The sequence below is a fragment of the Brevundimonas pishanensis genome, from assembly GCF_022750635.1.
In the GTDB taxonomy this organism is placed as follows: Bacteria; Pseudomonadota; Alphaproteobacteria; order Caulobacterales; family Caulobacteraceae; genus Brevundimonas; species Brevundimonas pishanensis.
The window spans coordinates 122,122-145,599 of sequence record NZ_JAJKBG010000005.1 but is presented as its reverse complement, the minus strand read 5'-3'; the positions used below and the strand labels follow the sequence as shown (position 1 = coordinate 145,599).

Sequence of the window (23,478 nt, the reverse complement as noted above, 5' to 3'; positions counted from 1 at the left end):
TTCTTCACTAGGAAGACGCCGACGGGGTCCAAATCGTTCCAGTCTTGATGGCTCGGCGCAGTGCGTCACGCTCGGCCTTCACCAGTGCGAAAGCCGAGGCATCGAAAGCCTTGTGAGCCTCCGACTTTGCTGACGCCAGCGCCTCGTCCAGAGCCGCTGCGCGGATCAGGACGTCAAACGCCTGCGACCAAAGGGCCCTCATCTCGCCGAGGGGCTTGTCTGCAGCCAGGAATGGCGCGCCGGACTTTGCCGCCGCCTTCTCGACCTCGTGCATCAAGACGTCATGACCCGATGATGCCAGATGGCGGCGCAAAGCCGCAGAGTCAAGGCTCCGCCCCGAGAAACGTAGCCGCACAAGCTCTTTTGCCAGATCCATCAGCGCAGGATCGCCAAATCCATAGCGGGCAATGGCCTCCATATGGTCATCCAGACGCTCGGGATCATCGATCACACCGTGCACCAGCGCCGCCGCCACAGGCTCGATGGAGCGCGACAGCGCATGCATGGCCCGCTGTCCTTCAGCGGTCTGGCCCTGAAGAACCTCGCGCCCCCATTTCTTGCGCTCGCCAAAGCCCCCGCTCTGCCCTTGCGGCCGTTGGTTCTGTTGGCGCGGGAAGAGGGCATCGAAGCGATCAAACAGGTCGCGGCGATATTGTTCGGCAAGGTCCTTGTCCTGCACCGCACCGGCCGCCGCCCGCAGTCGCCCCTTCAGGCCCGCCTTGCGCTCCGGCGTATCCAGAGGCTCAGCCTCGACCTCGCGCTGGAACAAAACTTCAGAGAAGGTCTTGGTCTGAGCCACCATCTGACGCAACGCCGGTGCCCCCTTGTCGCGCAGCACATCGTCGGGGTCCTGCCCGCCTTCGAGCAAGGCAAACCGGAACGAGCGCCCCGGCTTCAGCAGCGGCAATGCCCGCTCGATAGCCCGATACGCCGCCCTCAGACCCGCATTGTCACCATCGAAGCAAAGCACAGGCTCAGACGACACGCGCCACAGCCGCTCCATCTGCTCTTCCGTCAGCGCCGTGCCCATCGGTGCAACAGCCGGAAGGCCCGCACGCTGACAGGCGATCACATCCATATAGCCTTCAACGACGATGATCCCCTGCTCGCCGCGCTTCTCCGCACCAAGGATGCGCCGCGCTTCCGGCAGGCCATAAAGCGTCGCGCCCTTATGGAAGAGCGGGCTTTCCGGACCATTCAGATACTTGGCGCGGTCATCGGGGTTCATCGCCCGACCGCCGAAGGAGACGATCCGCCCGCGCGCGTCCAGAATGGGGAACATCAAGCGGTCACGGAAACGGTCATAGGGCTGACCGCCGCCTTCGGGCGCAATCAGCAGCCCCGCTTCGACCAACTCACCCGGCTTCGCCCCGCGCTGTACCAGCGCGTTCTTCAGCCCCTCGCGGTCATTGGGCGCATAGCCCAGACCGAACCGCTCCCACTGGTCTTCCGGCAGGCCACGCTTTTCCAGATATTCGCGAGTGGCGGTCCCGACCTGCCGACGCAGATTGGCCGCGAACCATTTCTGCGCCCAGTCCATCCAGTCGGACAGACCTGCACGCTTTTGCTCGCGCTCGGCCGATTGCGGGTCCTCGGCGGGCATCTGCATCCCCGCCTCTGCCGCCAGACGCGACACCGCCTCGACAAAGCTCAGACGCTCGGTTTCCTGAAGAAAGCTGATGATGTCGCCGTGCTTGCCCGAGGAGAAATCGTGGAAGAAGCCCTTGTCGTCATTCACGAAAAAGCTGGGCGACTTTTCCTTGGCGAACGGGCTGAGGCCCACAAACTCGCGCCCCTGCCGCTTAAGCTTCACCGAGCGGCCGATCACATCGGACGGGCGCAGCCGTGCCTTCAGTTCTTCGATAAATCGTTCGTCAAACCGCACATCAGGCCCCGGAAACTCAAGCCCCTACACTAGGCGTAAAGCCCTCGATTTGCGACCATAAATCCAGCCTATCGCCTGTGCATATCTGTTAAGATTTTAGTAAGCCTTGCGGCAGCTTTGCGGTAGCAACTGCCGGAATCTGAACGAGATTCTTCGGTACACAGGCTTATCCACAGCCGTTGTGGAAAGTTATCGAGTGCAGAATATGCCTTTCACCATCGCCTCTCCCGCGGTGGTTCCGGTCGGCCCCGACGCCGTTGCCGTCCCCGGTTCCCCCGCTGTCGCCAACCCGACGCCGCGCGCGCTTCATGCGCGTCTGCTGGCCAATGCGGCGCTCCGCCGCCAGCGTGGTCTGCAACGTCGCGAGGAACGCCGTACCGAAGACGCTGCCTATTGGATTAACGCGGCCTTCGCTGCCGTGACCAAAGCCGCAGAGACGCGCCGCACCGCCAGCGTCCTTCCCTAACCGAACGCCCCGGATCACCGCACAGCCCCGCTGGCGGTGATCTTTTTTATGACCGACCCAAGGTCAGCGCAGTTCCAGCGTGCGCCGCTTGACCGACTGGACCACCTTGTCGATGCGGTCGCCCAGCGTCTTTGGCCGACACCGCTCGCGCTTCTCCACATCGGCGGCCCACCGCGACCACATGGCGGTCATCAACAGGGGATGCCGGTCATACTGATGGACAATGGGGCTGACCGATCCGTCAGGATTATGGATCATGCCCTCCTTCAGCGTCAGCTTGGAGGTCGGCACCATGCCCAGCGTCGCCACGCGGCTGTGGTTAGGCATCACCTGCCCCTCCAGCAACCCCAGATGTACCGCCAGATTACAGGTCGCCTGATCGGCCCCGAACGCTCCGCCAATCTCCGAACGCGGAATGGCCCCCAGCATCAGGATCAGACGGCAGAACCGCATCAACTGCTCGCGCGGGCCGATCACCGTACCCACACAGATGCAGGCCTGATCTGCCACGGCCTCGGCCAACTTCTCGCCGCCGACAGCGCGGATGTATTTCATGTTGAAGTCATGAAGGCTGAGCGGCGTCTCGCATTCGGCAAAGAACTCCAGCCCCTCGGGCGCAGGCTCCAGCGGCGATGCCTGAAACACCACATCACGCACATCGGTCAGCAGCGCGTTTCGCACCCAGGGCCGCGACCGCAGCAGGGCATCAAAGCCCGCAAATCGGGACACCACCGGATGCGGTGTCCAGTCGCCACCCTCGAGCGCCAGATCAGGCGCATCGAGGGTTTCGACATTATAGCTCTTCAGAAAATCCCGAAGCTCGGGATCGGGGTCCACAACCAGCGCGATGGCTCCGCTGTAGTGTGAACGCAATGATCGGACGAAGATGGCGACGTCGGCTGAATCGTAGCCGGTAGCATATCCCAAAACGAGATCTTGCTCGTCGCCCGCGATAGCTGAGGTAGCCCCCCTCACCTTCGCGATCGCGGTTGCAAGCCAGCCTAGATAGGCCGAGCGCACCGCATGTGCCGCCATTTATCCTCGCATAGAATCCGCAAAACGCTGGAACAGGTACAGGCTGTCCGTCGGTCCCGGCGATGCTTCCGGGTGGTGCTGAACCGAGAACACCGGCTTGCCAGTTAATGCAATACCGCAGTTGGTACCGTCGAACAGGCTGACGTGGGTCTCTTCCACGCCATCCGGCAGGCTGGCTTGGTCAACCGCGAAGCCGTGGTTCATGGACACGATCTCGACCTTGCCGGTCGTCAGGTCCTTCACCGGGTGGTTCGCGCCGTGGTGGCCCTGAACCATCTTGATGGTCTTGGCACCGACAGCGATGGCCAGCATCTGGTGACCCAGGCAGATGCCCATGATCGGCTTGCTCGAAGCGATCAGCTTCTTGATTTCCGGCACGGCGTATTCGCCGGTCGCTGCCGGATCGCCCGGACCGTTCGACAGGACGATACCGTCCGGATTGCGGGCCAGAATGTCTTCAGCCTTGGTATCGGCCGGAACCACAGTGATCTTGCAGCCCGTCGATGCCAGTGCACGCAGGATGTTGCGCTTCACGCCATAGTCGATGACCACGACGTTCTTGTCGGCGGCATCCACGCGCGGATAGCCAGCCGGCCATTCCCAAACGCCTTGGTCCCACTCGAACGCTTGCAGGGTGGTGGCTTCCTTGGCGAGGTCCAGACCAACCAGACCGGTCCAGGCCTTGGCCTTGGCGACCAGAGCGTCCAGATCGAAATTGCCTTCCGGATCGTGGGCGATCACCGCGTGCGGTGCGCCCTTGTCACGGATCAGTTGGGTCAGCGCGCGGGTGTCCACACCGGCCAGCGCGACCACATTGCGGCTCTTGAGCCAGTTGTCGAAATCACCGCCCGAGCGCCAATTGGCCGGATCGGTCGGAACATCGCGGAACACTGCACCGACGGCAGCCTTACCGGCCACTTCGGTCACCTGTTCCACGTCTTCCACGTTCACACCGACGTTGCCGACGTGCGGGAAGGTGAAGGCCAGAATCTGGCTCATATAGGACGGGTCGGTCAGGATTTCCTGATAGCCGGTCATGGCCGTGTTGAACACGACCTCACCCAAGGCCGAACCGGTCGCACCGGCACCGACGCCCGAAAGCACCGTGCCATCGGCCAGAACGAGAACACCCGTTGCACCGGACAAAATCTTGGACGTCATGGCGCGGGCTCCTAAAGCGGCAAAACAGTAGTTAAACGGCGGGGTCACTAAGAACTATGCAGGTCGCGGTCAACCCGCCATCTGTCTTATCCCTCAATGATATCCTGTTTCGTGTCATTGCTGCGGCCAACCCAACACCAGGCGACCGAAGTTAGGGCAAAGAAGCCCAAGCTTGGCAGGACATAATCTCCCGCTGCCGCCACCACGGCAAAGAACGAGAAGATCAGGCCGCAAACCCCGACCAATCGCCACCCCCAGCTATTGGAAATCGTCAGCAGCGACATCGAGCACACGGCATAAAGCACCAGCGTCAAAACTGAGGTCACGCCGATCAGCATCTCGAACTGTTTGCCGAGGCTGGGCTGGACGCTGATGACCACAAGCACACTCATCAGCGCACCCATCATCAGCGGATTGGTCCACGGCGTCTTGCCCTTCACCTTGCCGCCGAACAGACGCGGCAACCAGCCGTTCTCCGCCGCTGCCCGCGCGGTCTCGCCGCCTGTCATGGTCCAGCCGACAATCGTGCCCGTTGTTTTGACCACAGCACAGGCCGCCACCAGACCGGCAACCGATGCGCCCATCACCCGCGCCACAAGATCGGCAAACGGGCTGGTCGATTCTGCCAGCACACCGGCAGGGATCACACCGAACACAGCTACACACGCCAGCACATAGATCACAAAGGCCAACAGCACACCGGCCACAGAGGCCAGACCCACATCGCGCCCCGGATTTTTGACCCGCGACGTCAGCGCCGCCGCGCTCTCCACGCCAAGGAAGGCCCAGAAGATGATGGCCAGCGACGCCGGAACCGTCTTCATCAACGGCTCGCCCGACGGGCTCCAGCTTGCGGCAAAGATTTCAGGCTTGAAGGCAATCGCACCGGCAAGGATCGCCAGCACAATCGGCACCAGACCGATAATCAGACTCAACACGCCAAACCGCGCCGCCGACTGGGTGCCGCGCGCATAAATGGCCGTGGTGATCCAGATAATAACCAGATTGGCGGCAGCCCCCCACAACGGCTCTTTCAGCACAGGGAAGAAGAAGGCGAGGTAACCCACCGCCGCCACAGCCACGGCCACGTTGCCGACCACGCACGCCGCCCAATAGAACAGGCCCGCCTGATAGCCGAGGAACCGGCCCACACCCTGCGAGGCAAAGTCGGCCAGACCGTCGGCCTTGGGCAAATGCCGCCCCAGACCGCCGAACATCAGCGCCAGCAGCACCGCACCCACACCGCAGACCACCCAGCCTACCAGACTGGAGCTGCCGGTCGGTGCCAGCGTCACAGGCAGGAGGTAAACCCCCGACCCGATCATATTACCCGCCACCACAAGGGCGGCCACGCCCCAGCTCAGGCGGCGGTTGCTATCGGTTGAAATGGCATCGATCTGGCTCATAACTTCCGCCATAAACCGAAAAAACTTTGCCGTCGCGCCCGACGTGCATCGAATAGTTTGCTTTGCCGGAGAGCCCCATGCCCATCACCACCGTCTGCCTCGATGCCGACGACACGCTCTGGCACAACGAGACCATCTTCCGTCTCAGCCAGAAGCGGTTCGTGGATCTCCTGTCGGACCACGCCGAAGAGCCGGTCATGATGGACCGACTGGCCCAGATCGAGCGTCGCAACCTGCGCCTGTATGGCTATGGCGTGAAGGGTTTCACCCTGTCGATGATCGAGACGGCTATGGAACTGTGCGATGGCGAAGCGCCTGCCCACATCGTCCGCGAAATCCTCGCCGCGGGCCGCGAAATGCTCAACCATCCGGTCGAGCCCCTGCCCGGTGTCGATGAAGCGATCAACGAATTGGCGGCACGTTACCGCCTCATTCTGATCACTAAAGGTGACCTGATCGACCAAGAACGAAAATTGGCCGCTTCTGGCCTAGGCGAACACTTTTCTGCCGTCGAGATTGTCTCGGAGAAAGATCGCAGCACCTATGCGCGCATCTTCCAGCGTCACGGCCTACGTCCCGAACAGACGGCAATGGCGGGCAATTCCATGAAGTCCGACGTCATCCCGCCTATCGAGGCCGGGGCGTGGGGCATTCATATCCCCTACCATATTACATGGGCGCACGAGCTTGCCGACGCGCCCGAAGGCCACGCCCGCTATGTGACGCTTAGCCACATCAGCGAACTGCCGGACTGGGTCCAGCATATCGTCTGATTAATTACGGCCAAGCTTGATACTTACAGTCAAGCTTGGCCCTTAAGCACCGAGGCCCCCACAGTTAATAATCGCCTCATTTTGGCCACGAACCCTTAATTTCTGTCACATGATAGCAACATTACGAAAGCATAGGACCAATTCCGACACATTTATGAAACGGCAAAGCTTGACGTGAAAGCGGCCGGAAGAGCCTTTCGAATATCTAAATTCGACGTTTGTCGGTATTTGAAAAGGCATGTCCTCCGTATGCGAATTTCCCGCCCCCGTTTGCTAGCCAGCACTATTCTCGTTGGTGCCCTTGCCGCGACCGGCGTTTCGGCACAGCAAGCCCAGCCTGTCCCCGCTCAAGACCAAGCCTCGGACCTCGGTGAAATCGTCGTCACCGGTTCGCGTATCCGCCGTAGCGCCGCGAACGCTCCGACCCCGCTGATTCAGGTCACCCAGGAAGAGATCCTTTCGACCGGCCAAACCAGCGTCATCGACTACCTCGCGACCATCCCGGCCCTGTCGAACTCGCAAGTTCCGTCGGACACCACCGGTTCCTCGCTGAACACCGGCGGCCTGTCGCTGGCCAACCTCCGCTCGCTGGGTGCCAACCGCACCCTGACCCTCGTCGACGGCCGTCGCCATGTCGGCTCGCAAGGTGGTGACCTGTCGGTCGATATCGACTCCATCCCGCGTCTGCTGATCCAGAACGTCGAAATCATCACCGGCGGTGCATCGTCGGTGTACGGTGCCGACGCTGTTTCGGGCGTTCTGAACTTCATCCTGAAGAAGGACTTCGAAGGTCTGGAGATCGACGCCAACTACGGTCAGATCAACGACAACGGCGAAGCAACCCGCCGTATCTCGGTTCTGGCCGGCAAGAACTTCTTCGATGACCGCCTGAACATCTACGGCCACGCTGAATACGAAAAGATCGACGAAGTCCAATCGCTGGACATCGACTGGATTCGCCGTGCGCCGATCCGTCTGAGCATCGACGCCGACCCGACGACCGCGCCTTATGACGGCCGTCTCGACGCCGACGTCTTCTATGGCGTGAACCGTCTGGACATCCTCCCTTGGGGTCAGACCACTCTGGCCAACCTGCAGCAGCCGTCCGATCTGACCAACCCGAACGTTGCCTACCAGAACTGCTTCTCGGGCGGTGGCTTCACCTATGCAGCGAACTGCTACGGCATCATGCCGGGCAAGACCTTCGTGTATGACGGCAACGTCGCCCGTGCGGCCAACTTCGGCCAGCGCGTCGGCAACACCGGCATCAACCGCCCGTACAACATCGGCGGCGACGGCATGCCGCTGGGCGAAGTGGCTGGCTACAGCCGCATCCCGGAATCGGAATCGCAGCGCTACCAGGTCGGCGTGAACTACAAGATCACCGACTCGATCAACCTCAATGCCTCGGCCAAGTACGTGACCGAGGATACCTACATGCGCGGTCAGCCGACCTTCTTCGACATCGACCTCGATAACTCGTCCTATGCGGCTGACGACACCAACTCGATCTGGGCCACCTCGGCCTTCGATCTGCGCTGGGACGACAACGCCTTCCTGCCGCAGAACATCAAGGATGCCATCGCGGCCAACCGCATCGACATCTACGCCCCGCCGACGGCAGGCGCTCCGGGTGCCCTGACGGGTACGCAAGCTCTTCCGATCGCCCGTCACTCGCTGTTCGGTCCGGATCGTTCGCAGACCAACACCCGTGACCTGCAGCGTTATGTCGTCAGCCTGAACGGCAGCCACGGCCAGGCCGGCTTCATGAAGTCGTTCGACTGGGACATCGGCTACACCTACGGCAAGGTCGAGATTGAAAACATCGAACGCGCCGTCGACACCCAACGCATGGCTCTCGCCGCCGACGCCGTTGTCGATACCGCAGGTGTTATGGGCCGCGCCGGTGCCATCGTCTGCCGCTCCTCCTTGCTCAATGCCCAAGGTTTGCCAGTCGAGGACAAGGTTCGCGGTGGTGACCTGAACGACACCGAGTACGGTCGTCAGTCGCTGGCCCAATGTACGCCTCTGAACGTCTTCGGTGCTGGTAACCAGACCGCCGAAGCGCTCCAGTACGTGGACGCCTTCGTCCGCGTCGAGGAAATGAACGAGCAGCATCAGGCTATCGCCTCGATGTCGACCGAACTGTGGGACCTGTGGGGTGCCGGTAACCTCGGCCTCGCCCTCGGCGGTGAATGGCGCAAGGAATCGACCTCGGCTCTCGGCCGTTCGGCCAGCGCCGGCGACCGCCTGCTGTTCCTGAACACCGGCGAAGACTTCCCGGAAGTCAGCTATGAATCGAAGGAACTGTTCGCAGAACTCTCGGTCCCGCTGTTCCGCGACAGCAAGCTGGGCGAGTTTGCCGAACTCAGCGGCTCCTACCGCTGGGCCGACTACTCGACCGTGGGCGACGTCGACGTCTATGGCGTGAACCTGGTCTATCGTCCGATCCGCGACATCACCTTCAAAACCTCGTTCAACTCGTCGGTGCGCGTCCCGAACCTGGGTGAAAACTTCTCGCCTTACGGCCAGACCTTCGCCAACGGCTTCGTAGACCCCTGCGCTACCCTGAACATCGCCGCTCTCGATGATCAGGCCGTCAAGGCCAACCGCATCAAGAACTGTACCGCTCTGGCCGCCGAACAAGGCCTGAGCTTCGACTTCGCCGGTGCCACCGCAACCAACACCGACGACTTCCGTCCGAACTACACCTCGGGCATCGCCGGCGTGTCGGGCGGTAACCCGAACCTGCAACCGGAAGAGTCGGAATCCTTCACGTTCTCGACCGTTCTGCAGCCGCGCTTCATCCCGGGCCTGACCCTGTCGCTGGATTACTATGAAATCCGCATCGACAAGGTGATCGCATCGGTCTCGGCTGACGGCATCGCCGCCAACTGCGTCAGCGGTGCAGAACTGAACCCGGATGCCTGCGGTTCGATCTTCCGCAACAACCCGGACATCCCGTTCGGCATGGGTGCCCCGTCGGGCGACCCGATCGGTGGCTTCATCGAACGTTCGTTCAACTACGCCGCTCTTGAAACCCGCGGTCTGGACTTCGGCGGCAGCTACTCGTGGGACACCGCTGACTGGGGCAAGAACTGGGGTTCGTTCGACTACCGTCTGAACGGTTCGTGGCTCATCGAGCAGAAGCAGTACCTGAACGAAGCCGACCCGTCGGACTACTCCGAACTGGCCGCTTCGGTCTTCTACCCGCGCGTTCGTCTGACCTCGTCGCTGACCTGGCGTCCGAATGACATCTGGAACGTCAACTGGACCGCTGACTGGCAGACCGCCCAGAACATCACCCGCCCGCGTGACTTCGTGAACAACGCCGATGCCCGTCTGGGTGACCAACTGGATACCGGCAACTTCACCCGTCACGACCTGACCGTCCGCTACAAGGTCCGTGATGACCTGACCCTGCGCGCCGGTGTGGTGAACGTCTTCGATGCCGAACAACGCGACATCCTGGGCACCACCATCAATGCGAACTTCGACCCGTACGGTCGTCGCTTCTTCGTCGGCCTGAACTTCAAGCCGTTCTAATCTCCGCAGCCATCCGGCTGTGATCTACGGGCGGTCCCCTCACGGGGGCCGCCCTTTCTTTTTGCCTCCACCGCGTCGCATTTTCGGGTGCGCAGAGCACACAGTTCAGCGATTGGTCGGCTTTTCCCCGTTCAGGTGCCCATTGCCCCTTGCAGTAGGGGACTACCCTCTCTAAACGGGCCGCTTAACCGACAACCTGAACGGATCGGCCGCGAGCGAAGCTCGTGTCCGTCTTTTTGCGTGCGTGGAGACCTTCGCTGAACTTCGACCTGAACCATGAGGAAAACGACGCCCGCATGCGTGCTGCTCTCGCCGAACAAGGCGACAGCGGGATCACGCCGCGCCACACGTTGTTCTATTTCTCGGGCGAGGAAGATTTTCATGGCGACCTCTGCGAAGTCGCACGCCGCGCAGGCTTCCTGACGCGGGGCCAGGGCGATATGACCGTCCTGGAAACAACCATGCCGGTCGATGAGGCGTCGTTCGCGCCTGTGTCGGCCATGATGCAATCCTGGGCCACGGCCTTCCAGCTCGACTACGAGGGCTGGGAGTGCGTGGTCGCGAAGTGAAGTAGACGCCGATGCCCAAGCGTACAGACATCCAGTCCATCCTCATCATCGGCGCTGGCCCGATCGTTATCGGTCAGGCATGCGAGTTCGACTATTCGGGCGTTCAGGCCTGTAAGGCGCTGAAGGCCGAAGGCTATCGCGTCATTCTGGTGAACTCGAACCCCGCCACCATCATGACCGACCCGGAGGTGGCCGACGCCACCTACATCGAGCCGATCACGCCGGAAATGGTCGAAAAGATCATCGCCAAGGAACGCCCCGACGCGCTCCTCCCGACCATGGGTGGCCAGACCGCGCTGAACACCGCGCTGGCTCTGGAATCCTCGGGCGCACTGGCCAAGTACGGCGTCGAGATGATCGGTGCCAAGGCCGAAGTCATCGACAAGGCCGAAGACCGCCAGAAATTCCGTGACGCCATGGACAAGCTGGGCCTCGAGAGCCCGCGTTCGCGCGCCATCCACCACATCGAAGAAGCCGACGACGCTCTGGCCTTCGTGGGTCTTCCGGCGATCATCCGCCCGTCCTTCACCCTCGCCGGCACCGGCGGCGGCATCGCCTACAACGTCGAAGAATTCCACGAGATCGTTGAACGCGGCCTCGACCTGTCGCCGACCACCGAAGTGCTGATCGAAGAGTCGGTACTGGGCTGGAAAGAGTATGAAATGGAAGTCGTCCGCGACAAGGCGGACAACTGCATCATCATCTGCTCGATCGAAAACATCGACCCGATGGGCGTCCACACGGGCGACTCGATCACCGTCGCTCCGGCTCTGACGCTGACCGACAAAGAATACCAGCTGATGCGTACCGGCTCGATCAACGTGCTGCGCGAAATCGGCGTCGAAACCGGCGGCTCGAACGTCCAGTGGGCGATCAACCCTGCCGACGGCCGCATGGTCGTCATCGAGATGAACCCGCGCGTGTCGCGCTCCTCGGCTCTGGCGTCCAAGGCCACCGGCTTCCCGATTGCCAAGATCGCCGCCAAGCTGGCCGTGGGTTACACCCTCGACGAACTGCAAAACGACATCACCAAGGTCACTCCGGCTTCGTTCGAGCCGTCGATCGACTATGTCGTCACCAAGATCCCGCGCTTCGCCTTCGAGAAGTATCCGGGCTCTGAGCCGCACCTGACCACCGCCATGAAGTCGGTCGGTGAAGTCATGGCCATTGGCCGTACCTTCCAGGAGTCGATGCAGAAAGCCCTGCGCGGTCTGGAAACCGGCCTGAACGGTTTTGACGAAGTCGAAATCGAAGGCGTCTCGGGCGATGCCGACGACGCTGCCATCAAGGCCGCCGTCATCCGCGCTCTGGGTCAGCCGACGCCGGACCGTATCCGCGTCATTGCCCAGGCTTTCCGCCACGGCCTGACCGTTGAAGAAGTCCACTCGGCCTGCTTCTACGAGCCGTGGTTCCTGCGCCAGATTGCAGACATCGTCCGCACCGAAGGCCACATCCGCGTTCAAGGCCTGCCGACCGAGGCCACCGACTTCCGCCGCCTGAAGTCCAAGGGCTTCGGCGACGCGCGTCTGGCCGCGCTGACCGGCAAGACCGAGAAGGAAGTGCGTCACGCCCGCCGTGCCCTGAACGTGCGTCCGGTCTTCAAGCGCATCGACACCTGCGCCGCCGAGTTCTCCTCGGCGACCGCCTACATGTACTCGACCTACGAGACCGGCATCCTCGGCCAGGTCCCTGCTTGCGAAGCCGACGTCTCGGACAAGAAGAAGGCCATCATCCTCGGCGGTGGCCCGAACCGTATCGGTCAGGGCATCGAGTTCGACTACTGCTGCTGCCACGCGGCCTTCGCTTTCGCCGACATCAACGTCGAAAGCATCATGGTCAACTGCAACCCCGAGACCGTGTCGACCGACTATGACACCTCGGACCGCCTGTATTTCGAACCGCTGACCACCGAAGACGTGCTGGAGCTGATCGAAGTCGAACGCTCCAAGGGCGACCTGATCGGCTGCGTCGTCCAGTTCGGCGGCCAAACCCCGCTGAAGCTGGCCCACGCCCTGCAGGAAGACGACATTCCGGTTCTCGGCACCTCGGTCGACAGCATCGACCTGGCCGAAGACCGCGAACGCTTCCAGCAGATGCTGCAAGCTATCGGCCTGCAACAGCCGCCTAACGCTCTGGCCCGCTCGGCTGAAGAAGCCGCTGCCAAGGCCGAGGAAGTCGGCTATCCGGTCGTCCTGCGCCCGTCCTACGTTCTGGGTGGTCGCGGCATGATGATCGTGCACGACCGCGAAGGTCTGGACCGCTACGTCGGCGAGGCCATGCGCGTCTCGGGCAATGATCCCGTCCTGATCGACCACTATCTGAACCGCGCCACCGAAGTGGACGTCGACGCCCTGTGCGACGATGAAACCGTCTTCGTGGCCGGCGTTCTGGAACACATCGAAGAAGCCGGCGTCCACTCAGGGGATTCCGCCTGCTCGATGCCGCCGCACTCGCTGTCGCCCGCCATCGTGGCCGAGCTGAAGCGCCAGACCACGGAGATGGCCAAGGCCCTCAAGGTGCGCGGCCTGATGAACGTCCAGTTCGCCATCGAAGAGCCGCACAGCGACAACCCGCGCATCTTCGTTCTCGAAGTGAACCCGCGCGCCTCGCGTACCGCCCCGTTCGTCGCCAAGACCATTGGTCAGCCGATTGCCGCCATCGCCGCCAAGGTCATGGCCGGTGAAAAGCTCGCCTCCTTCGGTCTGGTCGACAAGGAACTGGAGCACATCGCCGTCAAGGAAGCCGTCTTCCCGTTCGCCCGCTTCGCTGGCGTCGACACCATCCTCGGCCCGGAAATGCGCTCGACGGGTGAAGTCATGGGTCTGGACTGGAAGCGTGACGGCGAAGCCGACCTCGCTCCGGCCTTCGCCCGCGCCTTCGCCAAGGCCCAGACCGGCGGCGGCACCATCCTGCCGACCGAAGGCACCGCCTTCGTCTCGGTCAAGGACGCCGACAAGGCTTTCATTCTCGAGGCTGTAAAGACCCTGCTGGACCAAGGCATGAAGGTCGTCGCCACCGCAGGCACCCACGCCTACCTGACCGAGCAGGGTCTGGAAGTCGGTCTGGTGAAGAAGGTTCTGGAAGGCCGTCCGAACATCGTCGACGCGATGAAGAATGGCGAAATCCAGCTGGTCTTCAACACCACCGAAGGCAAGCAGGCTCTGGCCGACAGCTTCGCCATCCGCCGCACCGCGCTGATGATGAAACTGCCCTATTACACGACGGCCTACGGAGCCATCGCCGCCGCCAAGGCCATCAAGGCCATCCGCAACGGCGAAATGGATGTCCGACCCATCCAGTCTTATAACTAAGACAAAAGAACCCCCGACGGCTTCGCCATCGGGGGTTTTTCTTAGTTGAGCTTTGTTAAGTGGCCCTACGTTCGCCTCGCGGAGGCTCACCGCTTGAGGGCTTATTAAGTCGCCCTACGTTCGCCGCGCGGCGGCTCACTTCTTGAGGGCTTTTGTGCCCTACGTTCGCCGCGCGGCGGCTCACTTCTTGAGGGCTAAATTGGGTTCTCTTAGCCCACGTCGGGTTGCGGTGTACGTTCAGCCTTTGGTGCGTCCACCGTCCAACCTTCAGCGCCTGTGACCGGACCATCCAGCCGGATCATTCTCGGCCCGTCAGTGCGCGAAAGCCCTGACATGAGCTGACGCTCCGTTTTGGTCGTCAAAACCAACACATCCTCATCCCAGCGGATCGAAGCGTTCACGCCTTCCTTGTCCGGATGGGTCAGCGTGACGCCCGCGACGGCATCGACAAACGCCTTCTCGCATCCACGCCCCTTCTCGTCATAGACCATGACCAACAGATCCGACGACGTGAAATCGGAAGGCGTCTGACACACCATCAGCACAGCTTCATAGCGCCCGTCCGGCGATGCCACCCGCTCGACCACGCTTTCCGAAGCCCCTGAACACCCCGACGCCAGCAGCCCCACACCCAATGCCGCGATCAGCCTCTTACGCATGCCCGTCCCCTAGCTGTCAGCCAATGCCGCCTGAAGCTTCTTCAGCTTCGCATTCATGTCCGACACTTCTTCCATCGTCAGGCCGCTGGCCTCCAGCACCTGCTGCGGGATACAGGCGTGCGCCTGCGCGATCACATAGCGCCCCGCCTCGGACAGGCTCACACGCACCACCCGCTCATCGGCCGCATCGCGCTGCCGCGACACCATCCCCGCGGCTTCCAGACGCTTGACCAAAGGCGTCAGCGTATTGGATTCAAGCTGCAACCGCTCGCCCAGTTCGCCGACCTTCACCCCGTCCTTTTCGGCCAGCGCCGTCAGCACGAGGTACTGCGGATAGGTCAGCCCGAACGGGTCCAACAGCGGCTTATACAAACGGTTCATCGCCAGCCCCGCCCCATACAGGGTGAAGCAAACAAAGTCGTCGAGCGTAAGCGTGGGATTTTCAGCCATGCCCCAATATAAATCGCGCACGATTTAATCGCAACACGCGCACGAAAAAGCCCCCGACGTCAAACATCGGGGGCTTCAAAAACTTCAATCAAATCCGTTCAGGGCGCTTCGACAATATCGGCTTCCTCGAACTCGCCGCGCACCGCAATCAGGTCCAGCCGCCCGCTGCCCTTGGCCTCGCGGCTGATGACAGTGCGGTCGCCCTCGAAGCTAAAGACGGCGTGACCGTTGTCCCATTTCACCGAAGCCTTGGGGCCGTCATCATCGCCTTCCGGCATCGACACCCGCACACTCGCAAGCGCCTTGCTGTTCAGCCCGTCACAGTTACCGCCCTTGCCTTCGAACACCGCACCGGTGACCAGTCGCACCTTGGCATCGCCATCCATAAAGCAGGTCATCAGCACGGCTTCCATCTTGCCGTCGGGCGATGCCGCACGCTCGTGCACGGTTTCGCCGTCCACCGTGCCACAGGCCGCCAGCGTCAATGTCGCTGCTGCTGCCATCACGCCCTTGATCCAAAGCTTGGCCATTTCAGTGTCTCCTCGCCCCGTCGCCGCCCCGCGCTGCACGCAACTTCTGCTTATCGGGTATTGAACGGTACAGCCCAAGCTGTCGTCTCGCTATTGGATACCCCTTTCGCAGGAACTCCTCAACTCGGCCTCACCGGGCACCTATGAAGCCTCCGTCAGCTTGCCCGCCGCTGCCGCCGCCGCCGATTTCGGACGTCCCATCGTCCAGTTGCTGGTCATGCGCACCTTGGGATTGGGCGCGCACCAGATCTCGCCCGTCTCGTTAATCGCGGTGACCCAGATCAGGTTGTGTTCCTGACCGTAATCAATGACGCCCAGCGCAAAGCCGTCACCCTTGCCGATGACGAATACCGGAATAGTGGGGTCCAGTTGGGTGAACGACATAAGGCCTCCTTTTTCCCCTCAACGCAGCAATGGCGTTCTGCGTTGCGCACAATCGAAACCGGCGTTACGTCAGGATCACAGCCACGCTTGTTGTCGGCTCTTGTCCCATCGCCACCTCATAGCGTTACAAGAACCCATGTTCCTGCCCGTCTTTCTGCTGATTTGCGTCGCTACCAATCTGTGGGCCTTCGTCGCCTTCGGCTTCGACAAGGTCGCCGCCGTCCGGGACCAGCGCCGCCTCAGCGAAGCCAACCTTCTTGGCCTCACCCTGATCGGCGGCATCGGCTCGATGACCGCAAGCAGCCTGTTCAAACACAAGACAGGCAAACAACCCTTCCGCCGCAATGCCGAAATACTGGCTGGTTTTCACGTCGCACTAATTGCCTTCGTGGTGACCTTGCTCGTCTAAAGCCCTTGCCGAACAGCGTTGCCGCTATAGTCTGCCATCCCTCAGTATTTCCCACGGGAGGGGTTTTTTATGCGGATCCACACCGCCTTGCTGGCAGGCGTTGCCGCCGCTGGTCTGATTTTTGCCGCCACGCCATCCGCCGCCACCGATCCGGCGCTCAGCGCTGCGGTCCGTGCCGACTATGACGCCAATCTGGGCGCGCTGTTCGACCACTTCCACCGCAACCCCGAACTCTCCGGTCAGGAGGTCAAGACCGCCGCGCGCATGGCCAAGGAACTGCGTGACCTTGGCTACCGCGTCACCGAGAACGTCGGCGGCACAGGCGTCGTCGCCGTGTTCGAGAACGGCCCCGGCACCACAGTCATGGTCCGCGCCGACATGGACGGCCTGCCCCTTGAGGAGCGCTCCGGCGCACCCAACCCCTCGCGTGCCCGTCAGGTCGATCGTGACGGTGTCGAACAGTTCGTCATGCACGCTTGCGGCCACGACACCCACATCACCGGCCTGATCGGCACCGCCCGCCAGATGATGGCGCGCAAAGCCAACTGGTCCGGCACTCTGGTCCTGATCGCCCAGCCCGCCGAGGAGCGCGTCGAAGGGGCCCGCGCCATGATCGCGGACGGCCTGTTCACCCGCTTCCCCAAGCCTGAATATGTCATCGGCTACCATGTCGCCTCGTCCCTGCCGGCTGGCACAATCTGGGTCCCGCCCAGCGTCGCCTATTCCAGCGCCGACAGCGTGGACATCAAGGTACGGGGCGTCGGCGGCCACGGTGCCAGCCCCCACACCACGGTCGATCCGGTGACGGTGGCGTCCTACATCATCACCAATCTCCAGACCCTGCGCAGCCGCGAGGTTGACCCGCTTCAAGGAGCGGTGGTGACCGTTGGCTCCATCCACGGCGGCACCAAGCACAACATCATCCCCGAGGAAGTGAACCTGCAGCTCACCGTCCGCTCGGACAGCTACGAGGTCCGCGACACCCTGCTGGACGGCATTGACCGGATCGCGCGTAACACGGCGCTGGCCCTCAACGTCCCCGAGGACAAGCTGCCCGTCGTGGTCCGCTCGCCCACCGAATCCACCCCGCCTGCCGTCAACCACACCGAAACGGCCCTGCGCCTGCAATCGGTCATCGCCGGCCAACTGGGTCAGGAGCGTGTGCTCGACATCTCCCGTCAGGGCATGGGTGCAGAAGACTTCGCCTTCTATGCAGCGCCCGAGCACGGCATCAAGGCGGTGATCTTCGCCGTCGGCGGCCTGCCCGAAGACCTCAAGGACACCCCGCCCCCGCACCACTCTCCGCTGTTCCGCATTGATCCGCGCGCATCGGTGATTGCGGGCGTCGAGGCTACGGTCGCTGCTGCAGAGGACCTGTTCAAGACAGGGGCCCAGGCCCCGGCCCAATAGACAAGGCGGTTCCGGCGCGCGGGTGAACCTTACCTCGCCCCGCGCCGTTACCTCTTTCGAACCGTATGTCGAAAGGAAGCTCCATGTTGTCGCGTCTGCTGCCTGTCATCGGCACCCTGCTCCTGTCCCGCGGCACCCGCCGCGTTGCAGGCAAGAATGCCGGAAAGCTCGCCCTCGCGCTGGGGGCATGGGAGCTTTGGAGAAACTACAAGCGCTCCAAGGCCCCAACCGCATCCAATCCGTCTAACGGCTCGTATGGAGCCTACCCACCGCGCCGTGGCCGCAGAGGCGGCCTGTAAACTCAAAGGGATCGCCCATGCTCCTAGTGCACCACCTCGCCGACAGCCGCTCGCAACGTCTGCTGTGGCTGCTCGAGGAGCTTGGGCTTCCCTACGAGATCAAACGTTACGAGCGCGATCCGGCCACCATGCTGGCCCCTCCGGCGCTCAAGGCCCTGCACCCGCTGGGCAAGGCCCCTTTGCTGGATGACAGCGGCATTATCCTCGCCGAGACAGGCGCGATCTTCGAATATGTGCTGGACACCTACGACACGGGCGGCCACCTGCGCCCGCCTCCGGGTTTCCCCGCCCGCCGTGACTTCACCTACTGGCTGCATTACGCCGAGGGCTCGGCCATGCCCCCGCTTCTTCTGAAACTGGTATTTAGTCAGCTTCCCAAGCGCGCTCCGGCCCTTGCCAAGCCTCTGGTGAAGGGTATCTCGGACAAGGCCCTGCGCGGTTTTGTCGATCCCCAGCTCAAGACCCATTTCGACTTTATAGAAAAAGCCCTGACCCGAGGCGGATGGTTCGTAGGCGAGACCTTCTCGGCGGCCGACATCATGATGAGCTTTGCCCTCGAAGCGGCCGCAACCCGCGGTCTGGATCCCGCCACCTATCCGCATATCGCCCACTTTATTCAGGCGATCCACGCCCGCCCCGCCTATCAACGGGCGCTGGAACGCGGCGGAGACTATGCCTACGCCTGAGGCCACATTCAGGTCTTGAAATAACGCCGGTTCGCCACGATCACGACCCGATCCGGACATGGTTGGGCAACCGGTGATCTCCTTGAAACCTCTAGGGGTTTTGACCCGTTAACGAGGTATGCGCCTCTCTGTCCTCCCATCGATCATTCTGTTGATCGCGGCGCTGGCTTTCATGTTCGCATTCATGGCCAGCGGCGTGATTTTCCTGCCGACCTTCTTCAACCTTATCGGGGTTGCGGCACTGGTCTGGCTGGCCATTGTCTCGTTCAGCGCACTTGTGCGTCTGGGCCGCGCCCACTCGCGCGCGCGCCGGCTGCCGCCGGTTCAGAACAAAGTTATCAGGCACACCGAGCGCCGGGCCTGATCCGGCCGTAACGCACTGTCGACAGACGCCCATCTTGACTTTTCGGGGGCTTTGGCCCAGCTTCTTACCCCCGGTCATGCAACGCCCCGTGGCCGCAGGCGTACCGGACTACTGTCTTTCATCTGTCTTCGGGCGTAGCAAGAAACTCACGACACAATGGAAAAAGTGCCGATGACGGCCGAGGGCTATCGTGCTCTCGACGATCAACTGAAGCAACTCAAGCAGGTCGAACGACCTGCAGTGATCGCCGCCATTGCCGAGGCGCGCGAGCACGGCGACCTGTCGGAAAATGCCGAGTACCATGCCGCTAAAGAGCGTCAGGGCTGGGTCGAAGGCTCGATTGCAGAAATCGAAGATAAGCTTTCGCGCGCACAGGTCATCGACGTTGCCAAGCTTTCGGGTAACACCGTGAAGTTCGGTGCCACCGTCCACCTCGTGGACGAGGACACCGAAGAAGAGTCCTTCTACAAGATCGTCGGCGACGACGAGGCTGACGTGAAGGCTCGCAAGATTTCGATCTCTTCCCCGATCGCACGCGCCCTGATCTCGAAAGAGGTCGGTGACGTGGTCGAGGTGAACACCCCCGGCGGTGTGAAGGGCTACGAAATTCTCAAGGTCGAGTGGAAGTAAACTCCACACCACCAACGGATTCAGGGGCGCGTGACCATGTCACGCGCCCTCTGTCCATTTGGGTCGTCTCGGACGGCCGCGCCGGCATCGAGAACCAGTCCCTGGGCCTTGCCGAAGCCATCGACGCCGAGACACCTGCCGAGATCACCCGCTTCCACATCCGCTGGAAGCCGATGTTCGACCGCCTGCCGTCCGCGCTGAAACAGCCGTGGATGCTGGATCACGGCGACGGCCTGCTCAAGAAAACCCCGCATCCCGACATCTGGATCGCCACCGGCCGCGCCACCCTGCCGCTGTCGGTGCGTATCAAGGCCGCCTCCAAGGGTAAGACCCTCGTCGTCCAGACACAGGACCCGCGCTGGAAAAACAGCGCCTATGACCTGATCGTCGCGCCCGAGCACGACAACGTCACCGGTCCCAATGTCCTGTCGATTCTAGGCAGCCCCCACCGCATCACCCCGCAAAAGCTGGTCGACGCCGCCCCTGCCTTCGCCACACAGATCGAGGCCCTGCCCCACCCGCGCGTCGCGGTGATGATCGGCGGCACCTCCAAGGCATTCGACCTCACGCTCGACCACGCTGCCGTCCTCGCCGACCTCATCGCAGAGACGGTCGAGGAAAAGGGCGGCTCCCTCCTCGTCACCTTCTCGCGCCGAACCCCGCTCTTGGCGCAAACGGTCATGACTCAGCGGCTCAAGGCCCTCCCTGGCATGATTTGGGACGGCGCAGGCGAGAACCCGCTCTTTGCCATGCTGCATTACGCGGACCACATCCTCGTCACCGAGGACAGCGCCAATATGGCCACCGAGGCTGCCTCCACCGGCAAGCCGGTCCACGTCCTGCCCATGGTTCCGATCAGGCCGCAGACCAAGTTCAAACGTCTGCACGCTGCCCTTGAGACACACGGCGCGACCCGTCCCTTCGACGGTACCTTGCCGGATTGGACCTATGTCGCGCTTAACGAAACCCGTCGTGCGGCCAAGGCTGTAATCGCCCTTCTTCGTTGAAATACTTCCACGCCGACGGAACGCATGCCCGTCAGGCCGCGTTCATCCGAAAAGGGCTAAGTTCCTATTTGTAGTAGAGTTTTCCGAGGGTCGTTCAGTGTCGTTTTTGAGTTTTCTGTTTCCGCAAACAGATCCCCGCAAAAACAGGATCAAGGCCCCGGACGGCTTCCGGATCGCGACCCAGAAGGAACTGTGGGGATCTTGCGCCCCCCTGGTCGCGGCGGCGGCCAGCGCCCCTAAAAGTGCCGATACACTTCTCGCCTACGCCGATCAGGTCAAAGAGGCGATTGCACGTGGCGCCACCGTGCCGTGGGGCACCCGCGTGGCCGCCGTCTCGCATTACTGGCTCGGTGATTGCGGTGAACTGATCGGCACCAGCGCGGCACGGGCCTATGTCGCCCCGTTCGAAGAAGCCTACCGCCGCCGTCCAGAGCCCTATACCGCCGTGATGCTGGCCGAAGCCTGCTTCAACGTGGCCGACAGCGTGCGCGGCGAAAACTGGTCCGACGCGACGGGTGAAGCCTCTATGGACCTTGCCCACAGCTGGAACGTGCGTGGCTGCGAGGCCCTCATGGCCCAGTCCGATGCCGTCCGCGTCGAAGAGGGCAAGGACTGCGATCCCCAGCATTATCCGTGGTACGCCCAGTACTATATTTCGGCGACCCGCCTGACCCGCACCTTGGACGACCTGAACGCTGCTTTCCAACAGGTGTTCGTGCTGGACAAGACCAACCTGCAGCTCCTTCGCGAACATGGTCAGGAACTGCTTCCCCGCTGGCGTGGCGAGGATGCATCCACCCTCGACGAGTTCGCCCGCTGGGCCGTTGACCAGACGAAGGACATCTACGCCCGTGGTGCCTATGCCTACATCTACGGTAATCTGGCCAATATCGGCGAACTGGATGTCGGCGACACCCTCATCAACGTCGATCTGCTGAACGCGGGCTACCTCGATCTGATCGACCGCTTCCCCTGCGTGCGGCTCCAGAACGAGCACGCCAACGCCATGTCCTGGGCCAATGCAGAACATCAGGTTCTGGCAGCCTTCAACAAGGGACTGCGCGCGATCGACTATCGCGCATGGGGCGGCGATGACGAGCGCGAAGGCCTGCAGTACGCCCTGAACGCCTACACCTTCGCGCGCGACAACGGCTAGGCGGGCACACGCCCCCACCGGAACCCTCCGGCCCTGTCGGGGTTTTACCTGCCTTCCCGTCAGGTCCGGAGCTTGCCCATGCAATACGGAACATGGCTGCTCAGCCGCATCCGCCGCCAGCTTTGGTGGCAGGCCATCCTGTCCGTTGTTCTGGGCATCGCCACAGCCTTAATCGCGACCGTATCAGACCGCTTCTTCCCGTGGTCCTTGCCCATCGAGGTCTCGCGTGAGGCTGTCGACAGCCTGCTGAACATCATTGCCTCCAGCATGCTGGCCGTCACAACCTTCTCTCTGGGCGCGGTCACCTCGGCCTTTGGCGCCGCCACATCCAATGTCACGCCGCGCGCGACCAAGCTGCTGATGGAAGACAAGGTCACGCACAATGTGCTGTCGACCTTCATCGGCTCCTTCATCTTCAGCATCGTCGGCATCATCGTGCTGAGGACGGGCTCCTACGGCGACGAGGGCCGCGCCGTCCTGTTCGTCATCACCATCCTCGTCATCGCCCTGATCGTTGTGCAGCTCCTGCGCTGGATCAACCACCTGATCTCGCTGGGCCGTGTCGGCACCACCATTGACCGCGTAGAGGCCGCCACGTGGGAGGCCATCGAACTTCGCCTGTCTGTTCCCTATCTCGGGGCCAATCCTTGGCGCGACGATACCCTCCCGGCTGGCGCAACCCCGATCCTTTCCGGCCAGATCGGCTATCTCCAGTTCGTCGACATCAGCGCCCTGTCGCGCCTGTGCGAGACGCACGGCCTCACCGCCTACCTCCCAGTGAACGCGGGCAGCTTCTGCTACGAGAACACCGTACTGATGTACGCTGTCGGCCCCATCGATAACGAAACCCGCAGCCGCCTGCTGGACCAGTTCGTCATCGCCGCCAACCGCACCTTCGATCAGGACCCGCGTTTCGGTCTGGCCGTCATGGCCGAGGTCGCCTCGCGTGCCCTGTCGCCCGCCACCAACGATCCCGGCACGGCGCTGGACGTCATCGGCCGCCAGACCCGCCTGCTGGCCCAATGGGGCAAGGGCCGCGAGGACGCCGAGGTCGAATACCCCAACCTCTATGTCTCGCCTCTGTCCGACGCCGACCTTTTCGAGGATGCCTTCATGCTCCCCGCCCGCGACGGTGCCCACCTGATCGAGATCCAGCTGCGCCTGCAAAAGTCGCTCTTCGCGCTTCAACAGTCGGGCAGCCCCGCCTTCCGCGCCGCAGCTCGACAGCAGGGCGAGATGGCCTATCAGCGCGCCAAAATCGCCCTCACCGCCCCGTGCGACCTCCAGCGTCTGGAGAGCGAGTTCGCCGAGGACCACAAATAAGCGAAGCCAGAGATGGCGA

At 62.4% G+C, this 23,478-nt stretch carries 22 protein-coding genes; 14 read left to right on the top strand and 8 right to left on the bottom strand.

Annotation, left to right across the window (positions count from 1 at the left end):
* Positions 1 to 7: 7 nt before the first annotated feature.
* Positions 8 to 1,885 (bottom strand): DNA primase, encoded by a 1,878-nt coding sequence (gene dnaG, locus LOX95_RS11010; RefSeq protein ID WP_242914550.1) that lies wholly within the window; start codon positions 1,883 to 1,885, stop codon positions 8 to 10.
* A 205-nt stretch (positions 1,886 to 2,090) separates the two neighbouring features.
* Here dnaG and LOX95_RS11005 point away from each other — a divergent pair, with 205 nt between their 5' ends.
* Positions 2,091 to 2,351 (top strand): hypothetical protein, encoded by a 261-nt coding sequence (locus LOX95_RS11005; protein WP_242914549.1) that lies wholly within the window; start codon positions 2,091 to 2,093, stop codon positions 2,349 to 2,351.
* Positions 2,352 to 2,414: 63 nt separating this feature from the next.
* On the opposite strand, the gene LOX95_RS11000 is transcribed toward LOX95_RS11005, so the two are convergent.
* The 3 genes from LOX95_RS11000 to LOX95_RS10990 form a co-directional block, all read right to left on the bottom strand.
* Entirely contained in the window at positions 2,415 to 3,386 is a 972-nt protein-coding gene (locus LOX95_RS11000) for a hypothetical protein (RefSeq protein WP_242914547.1), read from the bottom strand.
* A complete protein-coding gene (gene carA, locus LOX95_RS10995) occupies positions 3,387 to 4,547 on the bottom strand; it encodes a glutamine-hydrolyzing carbamoyl-phosphate synthase small subunit (protein ID WP_242914545.1) in 1,161 nt (386 codons plus the stop codon).
* Positions 4,548 to 4,633: 86 nt separating this feature from the next.
* Positions 4,634 to 5,953, bottom strand: a complete 1,320-nt coding sequence (locus tag LOX95_RS10990; RefSeq protein ID WP_242914543.1) for an amino acid permease — start codon at positions 5,951 to 5,953, stop codon at positions 4,634 to 4,636.
* Between the two features lie 77 nt (positions 5,954 to 6,030).
* On the opposite strand from LOX95_RS10990, the gene LOX95_RS10985 reads away from it, so the two are divergent.
* The 4 genes from LOX95_RS10985 to carB all read left to right on the top strand — a co-directional run bounded on the left by LOX95_RS10985 (position 6,031) and on the right by carB (position 14,152).
* Positions 6,031 to 6,726, top strand: coding sequence for an HAD family hydrolase (locus LOX95_RS10985; RefSeq protein WP_242914541.1), 696 nt, complete (start codon positions 6,031 to 6,033; stop codon positions 6,724 to 6,726).
* 249 nt (positions 6,727 to 6,975) lie between these two features.
* Positions 6,976 to 10,272 carry a TonB-dependent receptor domain-containing protein gene (locus tag LOX95_RS10980; protein WP_242914539.1) on the top strand — a complete coding sequence of 1,099 codons (3,297 nt, stop codon included), beginning with the start codon at positions 6,976 to 6,978 and terminating at the stop codon, positions 10,270 to 10,272.
* 224 nt (positions 10,273 to 10,496) lie between these two features.
* Positions 10,497 to 10,841, top strand: a complete 345-nt coding sequence (locus LOX95_RS10975) for a hypothetical protein (protein WP_242914537.1) — start codon at positions 10,497 to 10,499, stop codon at positions 10,839 to 10,841.
* An 11-nt stretch (positions 10,842 to 10,852) separates the two neighbouring features.
* Positions 10,853 to 14,152: a carbamoyl-phosphate synthase large subunit gene (gene carB, locus LOX95_RS10970; RefSeq protein ID WP_242914535.1), complete on the top strand. Its 3,300-nt coding sequence runs from the start codon at positions 10,853 to 10,855 to the stop codon at positions 14,150 to 14,152.
* A gap of 209 nt (positions 14,153 to 14,361) precedes the next feature.
* Here the strand turns inward: carB and LOX95_RS10965 are convergent, their stop codons facing one another.
* The 4 genes from LOX95_RS10965 to LOX95_RS10950 form a co-directional block, all read right to left on the bottom strand.
* Positions 14,362 to 14,811, bottom strand: a complete 450-nt coding sequence (locus tag LOX95_RS10965; protein ID WP_242914533.1) for a hypothetical protein — start codon at positions 14,809 to 14,811, stop codon at positions 14,362 to 14,364.
* 9 nt (positions 14,812 to 14,820) lie between these two features.
* Positions 14,821 to 15,261 (bottom strand): MarR family winged helix-turn-helix transcriptional regulator, encoded by a 441-nt coding sequence (locus LOX95_RS10960; protein ID WP_242914531.1) that lies wholly within the window; start codon positions 15,259 to 15,261, stop codon positions 14,821 to 14,823.
* 98 nt (positions 15,262 to 15,359) lie between these two features.
* Positions 15,360 to 15,791, bottom strand: coding sequence for a hypothetical protein (locus LOX95_RS10955; protein WP_242914530.1), 432 nt, complete (start codon positions 15,789 to 15,791; stop codon positions 15,360 to 15,362).
* A gap of 141 nt (positions 15,792 to 15,932) precedes the next feature.
* Positions 15,933 to 16,175, bottom strand: coding sequence for a hypothetical protein (locus tag LOX95_RS10950; RefSeq protein WP_242914528.1), 243 nt, complete (start codon positions 16,173 to 16,175; stop codon positions 15,933 to 15,935).
* Positions 16,176 to 16,311: 136 nt separating this feature from the next.
* Here LOX95_RS10950 and LOX95_RS10945 point away from each other — a divergent pair, with 136 nt between their 5' ends.
* The 9 genes from LOX95_RS10945 to LOX95_RS10905 all read left to right on the top strand — a co-directional run bounded on the left by LOX95_RS10945 (position 16,312) and on the right by LOX95_RS10905 (position 23,459).
* The gene (locus LOX95_RS10945) at positions 16,312 to 16,584 is read left to right on the top strand and encodes a DUF1294 domain-containing protein (protein WP_242914526.1); all 273 of its coding nucleotides are present in this window, start codon (positions 16,312 to 16,314) and stop codon (positions 16,582 to 16,584) included.
* Between the two features lie 69 nt (positions 16,585 to 16,653).
* A complete protein-coding gene (locus LOX95_RS10940; RefSeq protein ID WP_242914524.1) occupies positions 16,654 to 17,994 on the top strand; it encodes a M20 metallopeptidase family protein in 1,341 nt (446 codons plus the stop codon).
* An 83-nt stretch (positions 17,995 to 18,077) separates the two neighbouring features.
* Complete coding sequence (locus LOX95_RS10935; protein WP_242914522.1) at positions 18,078 to 18,293, top strand: cysteine protease; 216 nt, start codon at positions 18,078 to 18,080, stop codon at positions 18,291 to 18,293.
* A 17-nt stretch (positions 18,294 to 18,310) separates the two neighbouring features.
* Positions 18,311 to 18,979 (top strand): glutathione S-transferase, encoded by a 669-nt coding sequence (locus LOX95_RS10930; RefSeq protein WP_242914520.1) that lies wholly within the window; start codon positions 18,311 to 18,313, stop codon positions 18,977 to 18,979.
* 118 nt (positions 18,980 to 19,097) lie between these two features.
* Positions 19,098 to 19,343: a hypothetical protein gene (locus LOX95_RS10925; RefSeq protein ID WP_242914518.1), complete on the top strand. Its 246-nt coding sequence runs from the start codon at positions 19,098 to 19,100 to the stop codon at positions 19,341 to 19,343.
* A gap of 156 nt (positions 19,344 to 19,499) precedes the next feature.
* The gene (gene greA / locus LOX95_RS10920; protein WP_242914516.1) at positions 19,500 to 19,973 is read left to right on the top strand and encodes a transcription elongation factor GreA; all 474 of its coding nucleotides are present in this window, start codon (positions 19,500 to 19,502) and stop codon (positions 19,971 to 19,973) included.
* On the top strand, positions 19,964 to 20,980 hold the full coding sequence (locus tag LOX95_RS10915; RefSeq protein ID WP_242914515.1) for a mitochondrial fission ELM1 family protein: 1,017 nt from the start codon (positions 19,964 to 19,966) through the stop codon (positions 20,978 to 20,980). Before greA ends, LOX95_RS10915 begins: the two co-directional genes overlap by 10 nt.
* Positions 20,981 to 21,086: 106 nt before the next feature.
* Positions 21,087 to 22,136: a hypothetical protein gene (locus LOX95_RS10910; RefSeq protein WP_242914514.1), complete on the top strand. Its 1,050-nt coding sequence runs from the start codon at positions 21,087 to 21,089 to the stop codon at positions 22,134 to 22,136.
* A 78-nt stretch (positions 22,137 to 22,214) separates the two neighbouring features.
* Complete coding sequence (locus LOX95_RS10905) at positions 22,215 to 23,459, top strand: DUF2254 domain-containing protein (protein ID WP_242914513.1); 1,245 nt, start codon at positions 22,215 to 22,217, stop codon at positions 23,457 to 23,459.
* The last annotated feature ends 19 nt before the right edge of the window (positions 23,460 to 23,478 follow it).